Annotated in this window: 13 protein-coding genes; 3 read left to right on the forward strand and 10 right to left on the reverse strand. The window is 59.9% G+C overall.

Annotated features, from left to right (window positions below; all coding sequences use genetic code 11):
• Window positions 1–19: 19 nt before the first annotated feature.
• The 6 genes from UF78_RS06970 to minC form a co-directional block, all read right to left on the reverse strand.
• Entirely contained in the window at window positions 20–2,116 is a 2,097-nt protein-coding gene (locus UF78_RS06970) for a carboxy terminal-processing peptidase (RefSeq protein ID WP_045161729.1), read from the reverse strand.
• A 446-nt stretch (window positions 2,117–2,562) separates the two neighbouring features.
• Window positions 2,563–3,852 (reverse strand): M18 family aminopeptidase, encoded by a 1,290-nt coding sequence (locus UF78_RS06975; RefSeq protein ID WP_045161360.1) that lies wholly within the window; start codon window positions 3,850–3,852, stop codon window positions 2,563–2,565.
• A gap of 91 nt (window positions 3,853–3,943) precedes the next feature.
• Window positions 3,944–4,579, reverse strand: coding sequence for an RluA family pseudouridine synthase (locus UF78_RS06980; RefSeq protein ID WP_045161361.1), 636 nt, complete (start codon window positions 4,577–4,579; stop codon window positions 3,944–3,946).
• Between the two features lie 82 nt (window positions 4,580–4,661).
• On the reverse strand, window positions 4,662–4,919 hold the full coding sequence (minE, locus tag UF78_RS06985; protein ID WP_019341568.1) for a cell division topological specificity factor MinE: 258 nt from the start codon (window positions 4,917–4,919) through the stop codon (window positions 4,662–4,664).
• Window positions 4,916–5,731 carry a septum site-determining protein MinD gene (minD, locus tag UF78_RS06990; RefSeq protein WP_045161362.1) on the reverse strand — a complete coding sequence of 272 codons (816 nt, stop codon included), beginning with the start codon at window positions 5,729–5,731 and terminating at the stop codon, window positions 4,916–4,918. The genes minE and minD overlap by 4 nt, the downstream gene beginning before the upstream one ends.
• A gap of 92 nt (window positions 5,732–5,823) precedes the next feature.
• Window positions 5,824–6,555, reverse strand: coding sequence for a septum site-determining protein MinC (minC, locus tag UF78_RS06995; protein WP_045161363.1), 732 nt, complete (start codon window positions 6,553–6,555; stop codon window positions 5,824–5,826).
• Between the two features lie 160 nt (window positions 6,556–6,715).
• On the opposite strand from minC, the gene UF78_RS07000 reads away from it, so the two are divergent.
• Window positions 6,716–7,666 (forward strand): lipid A biosynthesis lauroyl acyltransferase, encoded by a 951-nt coding sequence (locus UF78_RS07000; protein ID WP_045161364.1) that lies wholly within the window; start codon window positions 6,716–6,718, stop codon window positions 7,664–7,666.
• Here UF78_RS07000 and UF78_RS07005 read toward each other — a convergent pair.
• The 4 genes from UF78_RS07005 to UF78_RS07020 form a co-directional block, all read right to left on the reverse strand.
• Complete coding sequence (locus UF78_RS07005; RefSeq protein ID WP_045161365.1) at window positions 7,656–8,501, reverse strand: pirin family protein; 846 nt, start codon at window positions 8,499–8,501, stop codon at window positions 7,656–7,658. The two genes, UF78_RS07000 and UF78_RS07005, sit on opposite strands and share 11 nt — an antisense overlap.
• Before the next feature lie 94 nt (window positions 8,502–8,595).
• Window positions 8,596–9,351: an MlaA family lipoprotein gene (locus tag UF78_RS07010; protein WP_045161730.1), complete on the reverse strand. Its 756-nt coding sequence runs from the start codon at window positions 9,349–9,351 to the stop codon at window positions 8,596–8,598.
• Between the two features lie 7 nt (window positions 9,352–9,358).
• Complete coding sequence (locus UF78_RS07015; RefSeq protein WP_045161366.1) at window positions 9,359–10,651, reverse strand: serine/threonine protein kinase; 1,293 nt, start codon at window positions 10,649–10,651, stop codon at window positions 9,359–9,361.
• Window positions 10,652–11,172: 521 nt separating this feature from the next.
• On the reverse strand, window positions 11,173–11,397 hold the full coding sequence (locus UF78_RS07020) for a DUF2061 domain-containing protein (RefSeq protein WP_045161367.1): 225 nt from the start codon (window positions 11,395–11,397) through the stop codon (window positions 11,173–11,175).
• Between the two features lie 255 nt (window positions 11,398–11,652).
• Between UF78_RS07020 and UF78_RS07025 the strand changes: the two genes are divergently transcribed.
• Together UF78_RS07025 and UF78_RS07030 are read left to right on the forward strand one after the other, a co-directional pair.
• A complete protein-coding gene (locus tag UF78_RS07025; protein ID WP_045161368.1) occupies window positions 11,653–11,967 on the forward strand; it encodes a DUF485 domain-containing protein in 315 nt (104 codons plus the stop codon).
• Window positions 11,967–13,622 carry a cation acetate symporter gene (locus tag UF78_RS07030; RefSeq protein WP_045161369.1) on the forward strand — a complete coding sequence of 552 codons (1,656 nt, stop codon included), beginning with the start codon at window positions 11,967–11,969 and terminating at the stop codon, window positions 13,620–13,622. Before UF78_RS07025 ends, UF78_RS07030 begins: the two co-directional genes overlap by 1 nt.
• Window positions 13,623–13,751: the final 129 nt, after the last annotated feature.

Here is a 13,751-nt window from a genome sequence, read left to right on the forward strand (position 1 = left end):
TTTGATGACATTCGGACGGCTAGCGCTCGACGGAGTTATTCTTGGCCATCACGTCCTGCAGGCCCAGGTAGTCCAGCAGGATTCTGCCGCTTTCAGACAGGTAGGCATCATCCTCGGGTTTGATCTTCTTGTCTTCGATATGCGGCGTCGTTTCGTCTTCCCTTTCGAGCTTAGTCAGCGGTTCCTCGCCCTTGGCCTTTCGCAGCGTATTCTCCAGCGCTAGCTGGCGGTTCTCGATACGTTCCTGCTGCGCCCGGCGCTTCTCCTCGTTGAGGCTGATGGTCGTCTCGTGAGTAAGCTCCTGGGCCAGGGCGAGGCGATCTCGGGTGAAAACGAAATCGGGATTTTCGCTGGTTCGCCCTTCGTGACGGGCTTTGAGTTCGGCGAGGAATGGCTTGAATGGGTTCATGTCAGGGTTGATCGCAGCACGAATGCTGTCCCAGGGCATGGCTTCAGGCAGCGCGCTCTCGCCGATTTCCTTGGTGTCGACTTCGGCTGGATAGGAGATATCCGGAATCACACCCTGGTGCTGAGTACTCTGGCCGGACACCCGGTAGAACTTCGCCAGTGTGAGTTTGAGCTCGCCATGATTGAGCGGCTGGACGGTCTGCACGGTGCCCTTGCCGAAGGTTTGGCCGCCGACGATGAGCGCTCGGTGGTAATCCTGCATCGCGCCGGCGAAGATCTCCGACGCCGATGCCGATAGACGATTGACCAGCACGGCCAGCGGTCCTTTATAGAACGCCCCCACCTGTTCGTCGGCAAGCACGTCGACGCGCCCGTCGCTGTTGCGAACCAGTACCGTCGGGCCCTGATCGATGAACAGGCCAGTCAGCTCCGTAGCTTCCTGAAGCGAACCACCACCGTTGTTGCGCAGGTCGATGACGACGCCATCGACCTTCTCCTGCTGCAGCTCCGTCAGCAGCTTCTTCACGTCCCGGGTGGTGCTCTTGTAGTTCTTGTCGCCGGCGCGAAGGGCCTTGAAGTCCAGGTAGAAGGCAGGCACCTCGATGACCCCGAGCTTGTAGTCGCGACCGTTCTGATTGAGGTGGAGCACGGATTTCTTGGCTGCCTGCTCCTCAAGCTTGACCGCTTCACGAGTAATGGCGACGACCTTGCTGCTCTGGTCGTTGGGCGCGTTGCTTGCTGGTACGACCTCGAGGCGAACGACTGAACCTTTCGGACCGCGGATCAGTTTGACGACCTCGTCGAGGCGCCAGCCGATCACGTCGACCATTTCCTCGTCGCCTTGGCCTACGCCGACGATTTTGTCCGCGGGGGCGATCTGCTTGCTCTTCTCGGCGGGGCCGGCGGGAACCAGTCGTACCACCTTGACGTACTCATTGTCGCTTTGCAGCACGGCACCAATGCCTTCCAGGGAAAGGCTCATGTTGATGTCGAAGTTTTCCGCATTGTCGGGCGACAGGTATTGGGTGTGCGGATCGTAGGATTGCGCGAAGGCATTGATATAGGCCTGGAAGACGTCTTCGCCACGGGTCTGCTCAAGACGCGACAGCTGGTTCTTGTAGCGCTTGGTCAGCAGCTCCGTGATCGCCTTTGGCTCCTTACCGGCTATCTTCAGTCGCAACACCTCATCCTTGACGCGTTTACGCCAGAGATCATCCAGCTCTTTCTCGTCCTTGGGCCAGGCGGCGTTCTCGCGATCGACCAGCAATTCTTCGTCGAGTGTGAAGTCGAAGCTGTCCACCCCTTTTTCCAGCAGGCTCAGCGCGTATTGAAGCCGGCTCTGCAGGCGCTCAAGGTGAACCTTGTAGATCGCGAAGCCGGGCTCGAGGTTGCCGTTTTTAAGGAAGTTGTCGAATTCGTTGCGCCAGGGTTCGAACTCGGCCAGATCGCCTGCGGTGAAATAGCTGCGCGACGGATCGAGCATCTTGATGTAGCTGTCGAAAATCTTCGACGAGCGGGCGTCATTGAGGGGTGGCTTATTGTAATGATGGCGCTTGAGCAACTCGACGATGTTGAGGCTGGCAATTACCTGATCGCGGTCGGGCTGCAGGTAGTCCCAGTCGTGTCCGGCTGCCGGTTTGGCCTGGGCGATGCTGGCCTGAAGGCCGAGCAACAGGGCTAGAAAGCCCGTAGTCAATGATCGTTTCATTTCGAAGGAGCGACACGAGGCTGGGTAATAACGCATATTAGGCCATCAAATCAGGCGCCGGGGGCGGGATCCGCCCGGCGGAAAATAACAACAGCCCGGTGGAATCTGACGGGCTAGTACGCCGTGACAAAGAATCACATCAGGATGCCAGGGCGAGTCCCGCACAACACCACCATACCGATTTGGTTATCGATGGTTGGGGCGGGTGTATCGCTATGTGGCCTGAACAGAGAATTATCAGCGGCCTGCATTGCCAGAATAGCGGCCGAGCGGGCACAGGTCTGACCCACTATGGAGGCAGCAAGAAGGCATTGCAAGGCGTTGAGGGCCTGGGGGTGGATGAAGCGCACCGCTCCAAGCCGTGGCGATGGCAGGTAAGGGTCCGGGTCACGGCTGCAGTCCCTTGCGCCTGGGTTCCAGGCGCACACCACGACTGCTTCATGCAATCAAGGCAGCTCGGCGCTTGAATAGAACGCAGTGAGTACCTTGACCAGATGCGCCAGGTCCTGGCTGCCCGCTAACTCGCGAATCGAGTGCATACCAAAGGTCGGCAGGCCAATATCCACTGTGCGCACGCCAAGCTGACTGGCGGTGATAGGTCCGATGGTCGAACCGCACCCCATGTCGCTTCGGGTAACGAAGCTCTGAACCGACACCTCATTTTCCAAACAGAGATGACGGAAGAAACCAGCGGTTTCGCTGCTAGTGGCATAACGCTGATTGCTGTTGACCTTGATGACCGGCCCGGCATTGAGTTTCGGGCCGTGATTGCCGTCGTGTTTGTCGGCATAGTTGGGATGCACGGCGTGTGCATTGTCGGCAGAAATCAGCAATGAGCGGTTGATGCTGCGCTGGAAGGCCTCGCTTTCAGGCAGCACCCGACGCAATACCTGCTCGAGGAATGGCCCATCAGCACCGCACATCGACGCGGAGCCGACTTCTTCATGATCGGTACAGACCAGGATGCAAGTTTCTTCCGGGGCGGCCCGTAGCAGGGCCTGCAGCCCGGCGAAGCACGACAGCAGGTTGTCCAAACGGGCACCTGCGATGAAGTCGCCGTTCAGGCCGATGACGGCCGCGCTCTGGGTGTCGTAAAAACTCAGCTCGAAATCCAGTACCACGTCCGCTACCAGCCCATGCTCGCGGCTTAGCTGGTCGGCCAGCAAAGCACGAAAGTCCGGGCGGTCTTCGCTGGCGATCTGCGCCAGAATCGGTGGCAGCTCGTTCTGGGGGTTGATTGCCCAGCCTTGATTGGCGTCCCGGTTGAGGTGGATGGCGAGGCTGGGGATGATCGCGATCGGCAGTTTGAAATCGATCAGCTGGCTTTCGATTCGGCCGTCACGGCTATAGGTCACGCGTCCGGCCAGCGACAGGTCCCGATCGAACCAGGGCGCCAGCAGCGCACCCCCATACACTTCCACACCCAGCTGCCAGAAGCCCTGGCGCTGCAGCTCCGGCTGGGGTTTGACCCGCAGGCAGGGGCTGTCGGTGTGGGCACCGACCATGCGCATGCCGTGCTCGATGACCGATTTGCTGCCGAGTTGAAAGGCGATGATCGCGGAGTCGTTACGGGTCACGTAGTAGCGGCCACCTGGCTCGGTATGCCACGTCTCGCTTTCGTCCAACGACTTGTAACCGGCAGCCTGAAGGCCCCGCGCTAGGCTGCGGGTGGCATGAAACGGCGTTGGAGAAGCCTTGAGGTAATCGATCAGACCCTGGTTGAGTTCTTCGCGCATGACGAGCTCCTGACTGCAAGGCCAAGGAGTTTACCGTATTGACGGGGACTGACTCGATGGTCACTCACAACCGGGCGCGCGAATGCAGCATTTAAAAGGGAGCCGGGCAGTCGAAGCGCATGCGCTTACCCGTCTGGGGGTGGGTCAGGGCGAGCATGCTGGCGTGCAGGCAAAGCCGGTCATGGGCCGCCAACGCCTGCTCATGGGCGTACAGTCGATCGCCGAGCAGCGGATGGCCAATCGAAAGCATATGTACACGCAGCTGATGCGAGCGCCCAGTGATCGGTGTCAGTTCGACTCGGCTGTAGTGGCCGCAACGCTCGAGCACGCGCCAGTAAGTCAGGGCATGCTTACCCAGCTCATGGTCGACCACATGCCGCGGTTTGGTCGGCGGGTCGTAGCGCAGCGGCAGGTCGACGCTGCCGCTCTGCTGTTCGGGCTCGCCCCAGCACAGCGCGGTGTAGGTCTTTTCGGTTTCGCGGTCGTGAAATTGCCGCGACAGCTCGCGGTGACTATCGGCATCGCGCGCGAGCACGATCAGGCCGGAGGTTTCCCAGTCCAGGCGATGGACGATACGTGCCTCGGGGTAGCCGTTTTCCTGCAGGCGCGTCACCAGGCAGTCCTTGTTGTCATCGGCGCGACCGGGCACGGACAACAACAGGGTGGGTTTATTGATCACCAGCAGGGCGGCGTCCTGGTGGATCATCTGGATGTTGCTTAGGGGCATCTTGGGATTCCGCAAACGCAATCGGCGACCGAAGTCGCCGATAATTCTGCCGTGGCAAGCGAGCGGGCCTCTGCCCGCTCGATCAACGATCCGGCAGGGTGATGTTCAGCTCGAGGATCGAGCAGCTGCCCTGGTCTTCCAGGGCGACCTGGACCTGGTCGCTGTCGATGTTGACGTACTTGCGGATCACCTCGACCAACTCTTTCTGCAGGGCGGGAAGGTAGTCCGGCTGAGTCCTCTGGCCGCGCTCGTGGGCGACGATGATCTGCAGACGTTCCTTGGCGATGTTGGCGGGCGTTTCCTTCTTCTTGCGCTCACGAAAGAAGTCGAGAAGGTTCATTCGCGGCCTCCGAACAGTCGTTGCAGGAAGCCCTGCTTCTTCACGTCGAGGAAGCGATGATTCACTTCCTTGCCCAGCAGGCGATCTACCGCATCGCTGTAGGCCTGGCCAGCATCGCTTTGGTCGTCGAGGATCACCGGTACGCCCTGGTTGGATGCCTTCAGCACCGCCTGGGATTCCGGAATGACGCCGAGCAGACGGATCGACAGGATTTCCTCGACGTCTTCAACGCCGAGCATCTCGCCCTTGACTACGCGTTCGGGGTTGTAGCGGGTCAGCAGCAGGTGTTCCTTGATCGACTCTTCGCCGTTCTCGGCACGGCGGGACTTGCTGGCCAGTAGGCCCAGCATGCGGTCCGAGTCGCGAACCGAGGAAACTTCCGGGTTGGTCACGACAATGGCTTCGTCGGCGAAGTACATCGCCAGGTGTGCGCCTTTCTCGATGCCGGCCGGAGAGTCGCAGATGACGAATTCAAAGGTTTTGGCCAGCTCGTCGATCACTTTGCCAACGCCTTCGAGCGTCAGGGCGTCCTTGTCACGGGTCTGGCTGGCGGCCAGCACGTAGAGGTTTTCGAGGCGCTTGTCTTTGATCAGCGCCTGGGTCAGGGTAGCGTCGCCCTGAATGACGTTAACGAAGTCATACACCACACGGCGCTCGCAGCCCATGATCAGGTCCAGATTACGCAGGCCAACGTCGAAGTCGACGATGACGGTCTTGTGGCCGCGCAGAGCGAGGCCGGTACCGATGGCGGCGCTGGTAGTGGTTTTACCGACGCCACCCTTGCCGGAAGTGACTACGAGGATCTTGGCCAAGGTGATTCACCCTAAATATGGAAGTCGGGACCTTCAGCCGAGTCGGCGTCAGGAGGCCCGTTTTGGTGCTTGAAAATTCGCGGCAGTATCCGTTAAAGGCGGGTGATGTTCAACACGTCGCCGGATAGCTTCATCTGTACGGCTTCGGTCCACAGCGGATCGCGGCGCAAGTCTTCGGCAACCTTGTAATGACCAGCAATGGAAACCATTTCAGCGGCGAGCTGCTGACAGAATATTCGCGCATTGGTGTCGCCCTTGATGCCGGCCAGGGCACGCCCGCGTAGCGGACCGTACACATGGATGTTTCCATCGGCGAGAAGTTCCGCGCCCGGGCTGACGGCGGCCAGCACAATGAGATCGCCACCCTGGGCATAGACTTGCTGACCGCCGCGAATCGGTGTGGTCACCACGCGAGTGGGTCGATAAGTCGGTTCAGCCGGCTTGGATGGTTCGGCCGGGCTCTTGTTGGAGAGGTCGAGCTTACGTTCCTTGGCTCCGGACGGCGGCAGTATCGGCAGATCCAGCGCCGAAGCCGCCTCGACCACCTGCGGGTCGGCAGCTCGCAGCGCCAGCGTGCGCAGGCCGTGCTTGCGGCACAGTGCAATAAGCGCCGGAAGGTCGAGACCACACTCGGCGGGCAGCTTGTCCAGTGCGAGCACTAGAGGCGTGTTGTTAAAAAAATCCGGGGCCTGCGCGACCTTCACGGCCAATTGCCGATCGAGACGCTCCAGGTCGTTCTGCGTCAGCTCCAGGACGGTAATGGCAAGCATGCTGCCCTTGAGCTGGAATACGGGGGGCTGGTCAGGAGAATCGGCTTGGCTCATGGTCTGCCTGCTGCGGTAAATGGCGAGGACTTATAGCGGGGCAAACCGCTGCCTGCAAGTCTCGCCGGGCCGATCGGGTGGGCGCCATGCATCGAGACGCCGCCGCATACAGAGGCGATTTATCGCTAGAATGCGCGCTTTTACCGGTTCGAGCTTGCCAATGGATCGATCTCTTTTCCACGCATCCTTTCTCCATCCACGGTTTTGGTTGTTATGGCTAGGCCTGGGTCTGCTGTGGCTGGTGGTGCAGCTGCCGTATCGGGTTTTGCTGCTCCTGGGGCGTGGGCTCGGTGTCGTAATGTACCGAACTGCGCGCTCGAGACGGCATATCGCTCGGCGCAACCTGCAGCTGTGTTTTCCCGAGTTGAGCGACAAGGACCGGGAGCGGCTGCTACGCGAAAACTTCGCCTCGATGGGCATCGCCTTCTTCGAAATGGCCATGAGCTGGTGGTGGTCCAAGAATCGCTTGCAGAAGCTGGCGCAGGTAAAGGGTCTCGAACACTTGCAGCAGGCCCAGGCCGAGGGTCAGGGGGTGATTCTCATGGCGCTTCACTTCACTACGCTGGAGATCGGTGCGGCCTTGCTGAGCCAGCTGCACACGATCGATGGCATGTACCGTGAGCACAAGAATCCGGTATTCGATTTCGTGCAGCGGCGCGGGCGAGAGCGGCATAACCTGGACGCCAGCGCGATCGAGCGTGAGGACGTACGGGCGATGCTCAAGGTGTTACGGGCCGGCCGGGCGATCTGGTACGCGCCGGATCAGGATTACGGCCGCAAACAGAGCCTTTTCGTGCCCTGGTTCGGCATCAGCGCGGCAACCGTGACAGCGACGACCAAGTTCGCCCGCTTGGGTAAAGCGAGGGTCATTCCCTACACGCAGGAACGTCTTGCCGATGGCTCAGGCTACCGGCTGGTGATCCATCCGCCGCTGGTGGATTTTCCTGGTGAAAGCGAGGAAGCCGATTGCCTTCGCATCAACGAGTGGGTGGAAGACGCGGTACGGCAGCATCCTGAGCAATATCTCTGGGCGCATCGGCGCTTCAAGACCCGTCCCGCTGGCGAGCCGAGCCTTTACCGCAAACTGCCCAAAAAGCCGATTAGTCCGTAAGAACGCCGTCGCGAAAGTCACGCAGGGCCTGCTCGATCTCCTCGCGGCTGTTCATCACGAACGGGCCGTACTGAACGATCGGCTCGCCAAGGGGGCGTCCCGCCAGCAAGAGAACCTGGGCGCCAGCGCTGGACGCCAATTGCAGCTCGCCTTGATCGGATAGACGGGCCAGCTGGTTTTTGCCGAGCCGCTTCCCGGCCACCGAAATCTCACCGTCGAATACGTACAGCATCAACCGGTGGCCGTCGGGCAGCTGCGGCTCGATGCTGCTGCCGGCGGGGAGCCGCAAATCGAACAGCTGCGGTTCGGTATCGGGTCGTTGCACGGCGCCTGCCTGGTCGATGCCTTCGGCTCGAAACTGCCCGGCGATGATCACCGCTTCGATGCCGCTAGGCAGTGTTATGCGCGGAATTTCCGCGGGTGCGAAGTCGCGGTAATCCGGATCGCCCAGCTTGCTTTTCGACGGTAGGTTCAGCCACAGCTGGAAACCACGCATTGCGCCGCGCTCCTGCTGCGGCATCTCACTGTGGATTACGCCGCGTGCGGCCGTCATCCATTGCACGCCACCGCTTTCCAGCAGGCCGACATTGCCAAGGTGATCCTCGTGGCGCATGCGGCCTTCGATCATGTAGGTGATGGTTTCGAAACCTCGATGCGGATGCGGTGGGAATCCGGCGATGTATTCGTCGGGATTGTCCGAGCCGAATTCGTCGAGCATCAGAAAAGGATCGAATCGCTCTGGAGCGGCGCCGCCGAACAGACGGGTCAGACGGACACCGGCTCCGTCGGACGTCGCGCGGCCGCTGCTGATGGCAAGAATTTCACGTGTGGACATGGCAGGTCGCCCTCGTTGCGTATCGAGAGAAGCGTACTGCTGGCTGTTCGATCAAAGGGTGAGAATTTCCTGTGTTTGCTATCGAATAATCGGATCATTCCGTGATCTGCAGTTCCCGCGCGCGGGTATAGACGTAACGGACCTTTTCATACTCGAACGGAGAATTGAGCTGGCCGTAGCGAAGACTGGTGCTGTCGCGGAGATCGATCAGCCGCAGCGCGGTGAGGCCGAACTCGCCACCGCTGGCTTCGGCGTAGCTGAAATAGTCGACCTGCCGTTCGACGCCGAAGTCCATCGCCTGCCCGGCGGTATCGCGAAGATTGGACGGACCCAGCGCCGGTAGGATGAGGTAGGGCCCATGCGGAACGCCATAGAAGCCCAGTGTCTGGCCGAAATCTTCTTTGTAGCGGGGCAGTCCCATGCGGGTGGCCGGGTCCCAGATCCCCCCAACGCCAATGATCGTGTTGAACAGCAAGCGAGCGGTGGTGTTCATAGCACGCTTGCCCTTGAACTGCGCGACGCTGTTGAACAGCGTCGGTATCTCGCCGAGATTCCTGAAAAAGTTGTTGACTCCGGTGCGGACGACCCGCGGTGTGACATAGCGGTAGCCGCGCACCACCGGCAGCATCACCCACTGATCCAGGCGGTAGTTGAAGTAGTACATGCGTCGGTTCAGTGACTCCCAGGGGTCGTAGATGTCCAGGGCGTCGAAAGTGGCGCGCTCGAACTCGCGCTGATCCAGTCCGGGATTGAACTTCAGATTGCGCAGCGGATAGGTGAAACCGTCTGCGTCGGGAATCGGCGTCTGGGCGCAGGCGATACCGCTGAACAGCAACAACAGCGTGAGCAGATAACGTCTAGCCACGGAAAAACTCCAGCATATCTTGAGCATTGACCCGGTAATTGAGATTGCCGCAATGGCCTCCACGCGGATAAAGCGTCATCCGCTCACCGAAGGTCCTGCGCAGGAAGCCCAGATCGCCCGCGCCGAGAATGATGTCGTCCGCGTTGTGCATGACCGCGATTTTCGGGCTGTTATGCAGGTATTCCTCCAGTGCGTAGAGACTGACCTGCTGCACCAGCTGCGTTAGGCTGCCACCATCCTGCTGAGCACGCCACATGGGGATCAGTTGCTCGGTGATGTAACAGTCGAAATCGCACAGCAGGGCGCGCCGGAAGAAGGGCTCCAGGCTGGTGCCTTCGTCTATTGGATAGCCGGGTGGCACGATCAGGCCGCGGCGGTTGATCAGGTCGGAAGTGAACACGATGTCAGCGGCGGAGAAGCGGAATACCGAACCGACCAGCATCGCCATCTGTTCGTCGGTCAGCCGCAACGCCGACTGCTGAAAATCGAACAGCATGGCCTCGTCGAGATTGATTGCGCCTTTCTGACGGTAGTAGCGGGTGAGCTTGTCCAGGATGACCTGATAGAAGGTCGTGGTGCTGTCGATCGCCTCGACTTGGGTCTGTACCAACTTGTCCAGGTTGTTGATCGAGGTGTACAGATTCACAGGCGGATTGATCATCAGCACGCGTTTGAAGTTGAAGCTCTGGCGTGTCTCGTCCAGCTTGCTGACGAAGGCGGCGTTGAGCGCGCCGAGGCTGTAGCCGATGAGATGAAATTCGGTCACGGGCAGGTTGTGCTGCTGGGCTCGGACCGCTTGCATTACCCGATACAGGTCCTTGGCATCGTCAGGGCTGTAGCCGGGGGTGGCGTAGCGTGAGGCGGCGGCGATGAAGTCGAAACTGGTGGGAGAGGACAGTTGCACCACATGGTAGCCAGCCCCGTAGAACAGCCGCTTCAGCGATTCGGTCTTCTCCGCCGAATAGCTCGCGCCGGTGCCGGAAATGATGAACATCAGCGGGGCAGGGCCGGGTTGCCGCGCCAGGCGATAGGTCAGGCGTTTAACGGCCCAGAAGTTATCCGGCAAGGTGAACTCGCGCTCGGGGCGCAGCCGCAGTTGGTAGTCGGCCTGATCGATATCGTCGTCACTAGGCACGACGGCGCGCAACGCGGCCGGAGTCGTGGCGATCGTTGCCTCGAACGGGTTGTTCAAGGGATAGCCATATTGTTCGACACTGACATTCGCGGCCTGGGCAGGCGCTACGACCAGAGTGAACAGTGCGCTCAGGCACAGCAGCAATCGCATGTAAGGGGCACTCCTGGGACTGGCTTGGACGATCAGCGAACTCATGATAACTGCAGCTCGCTGCTGATCGATGCTGGCATGGAATACGGCTGTCGCGCCCGGTGCTGTCTTCGTGCCGAAGCTGCGGATGTGGTCATGACCGGGAAGGTGGAGCTGGCGCTGCGATGAAGGCTCGATTCCGTGGCGATGGCATTGTTATGAGGGAACATCCTTATCAGGCCTCTGCGACCGGTGGCTGGGTGTTGAAACGTGCGATTGCCGATCTGGCGCTCAGCTTTGTCGTTGCGTGTCCTGCATCTCCTAGCGGACGCTGATGACAAGATGCCACCGAAGCGCAGCGCGTCAAACATTGACCACAAAGGGACCAGCTGGTTGCGTCGTGCCCGTTCGGCGACAACCTGCAGGCTCGGGATGGTGAGCCCTGAGGATATGCACCGGCACCCGGCGGGCTTTTGCTAGCCGCTGCATCGCTATGGGCGAGGCGGGACACTGCCGGCGAGTCTGCCTGTGAGCGGCCAACTTCAGGCCTGATGATGTAGCCAGGCGTGAGCGGGAATCTTTTCATGCACGGTTTGGCGCTTTTCCAGCCGCTGCCAGACCTTCTCGTGGAAGTAGAAACCAACCGAATTGCAAAGCGGTTCGATTGCAGCCACCAGACCGCCGGCAGCCACACTTCCCGTCAGGGCGTAGGTCACCGTAAAGGCGATGCAGAAGTGCATCAGGGTGAATGTGATTGTCTTGGTCATGAAGCCCCCTTCAGAACAGAGTTGAGAATTGTTCTCTGCTGGTTGGGAGTCTCGCTTCGTCATGCCTCTATTGGAAATCGTCGCGCTTGATGGTCGGGATAAATCCGCTCTATCTCTGTTGAACTGATTGGAAAGGCTCTAGCCCGGCGGTTCTACAAAATAAAAACCAGACTATGGTCGAGTGGTGTTCGGTCTGGCGGGCCCTAAAGTAGCCGCCTGCCCTCATCAGTGGGCGGAGATACGGTGGAGACAGAAATGCAAAATGAAGATGTTTACCGGCAGATCTATGCCAACCCGCGCTTCCAGGAACTGGTTGCAAAACGTGGTCGCTTCGCCTGGCTGCTGTCGGCCGTCATGCTCGGCGCTTATCTCGCCTTTATTCTGTTGATTGCATTCGAGCCAGCAGTCCTGGGTATCCCGCTTGCCGCCGATACCGTGACCACCTGGGGCATTCCGGTGGGTGTCGGCGTGATCTTCATGGCGTTCATTTTGACTGGCGTCTACGTCCAGCGTGCCAACGGCGAATTCGATCGTATCAACCAGGAAATCCTCAACGAGGCTCAGCAATAATGATTGTGCGTTTATTGATGGCAGTGGCGCTAATGGTTGCCTCGCCTTTGCTACTGGCCGACGCCCTCACTGGCGACGTGCAGAAACAGGCGGTCAACTACACGGCCATTGCCATGTTCGTTGCCTTCATCGCGTTCACGATGGGCATCACCAAATGGGCGGCCAAGCGCAACACGTCGACATCCGACTATTACACCGCCGGCGGTAGCATCACCGGTTTTCAGAACGGCCTGGCAATCGCCGGCGATTTCATGTCCGCAGCATCATTCCTGGGTATTTCAGCACTGGTCTATACCAGCGGCTACGACGGCTTGATCTATTCCATCGGTTTCCTGGTCGGTTGGCCGGTCATCCTGTTTCTGATGGCTGAGCGCCTGCGCAACCTGGGCAAATTCACCTTCTCCGACGTGGCGTCTTATCGTCTCGGTCAGACGCAGATCCGCATCCTCTCGGCCTTCGGCTCGCTGATCGTGGTGGCTTTCTACCTGATCGCCCAAATGGTCGGTGCCGGCAAGCTGATCCAGCTGTTGTTCGGTCTCGATTATTACGTCGCCGTGGTGCTGGTTGGCGTACTGATGGTGATGTACGTGCTGTTCGGCGGCATGCTGGCAACCACCTGGGTGCAGATCATCAAGGCGGTCCTGCTGCTGTCCGGCGCCAGCTTCATGGCGATCATGGTGATGAAGGCGGTCGACTTCGACTTTGGCAGTCTGTTCGCCGAAGCGGTGAACATACACGAGAAGGGCGCTGCGATCATGAGTCCGGGCGGCCTGGTGTCTGACCCGATTTCTGCGATCTCTCTCGGTCTGGCCCTGATGTTTGGCACTGCCGGTCTGCCGCATATTCTGATGCGCTTCTTCACCGTGGCCGATGCCAAGGAAGCCCGCAAGAGCGTGTTCTACGCCACTGGCTTCATCGGATATTTCTACATCCTGACCTTCATCATCGGTTTCGGCGCCATCCTGCTGGTCAGCACCAACCCCCAATTCAAGGACGCAGCGGGCGCCATCATTGGTGGCACCAACATGGTCGCCATCCACCTGGCGAGCGCCGTCGGCGGCAACCTGTTCCTCGGCTTCATCTCCGCGGTGGCCTTCGCGACCATTCTTGCCGTTGTGGCCGGCCTGACCCTGGCGGGCGCCTCGGCGGTTTCCCATGACCTGTATGCCTGCGTGATCAAGAAGGGCAAGGCCAAGGAAGAGGACGAGATGCGCGTCACCAAGATCACCACCCTGACGCTCGGCGTCGTGGCGATCCTGCTGGGCATCATCTTCGAGAAGCAGAACATCGCCTTCATGGTGGGGCTGGCCTTCTCGATCGCGGCCAGTTGCAACTTTCCGGTGCTGTTCCTTTCCATGTACTGGAAGGGCTTGAGCACGCGGGGCGCACTGGTCGGGGGCTCGTTGGGCCTGGCCACTGCGCTGATCCTGACCATCATCAGCCCAACCGTATGGGTCGATGTGTTCGGCTATGCCGAGGCCATCTTCCCCTACAAGTACCCGGCGCTGTTCTCGATGGTCGTCGCGTTCGTGGGCATCTGGTTCTTCTCGGTCACCGACAAGTCCAAGTCGGCGGGTCTCGAGCGCGAACGTTTCTTCTCGCAGTTCGTTCGCTCGCAGACCGGACTGGGTTCCAGCGGAGCGGTTGCTCACTGATCGCGAACTCGCAGTACCGAAAGGCAGCCTCAGGGCTGCCTTTTTTGTGTCTGGCGATGGCCATGCTGGCTGTCAATCGGGCTCGGGACATGGCCGTCATTCAGCATTTCGATAGAGGCCGGAGCCCAG

Source organism: Stutzerimonas stutzeri (genome assembly GCF_000952685.1).
In the GTDB taxonomy this organism is placed as follows: domain Bacteria; phylum Pseudomonadota; class Gammaproteobacteria; order Pseudomonadales; family Pseudomonadaceae; genus Stutzerimonas; species Stutzerimonas stutzeri_E.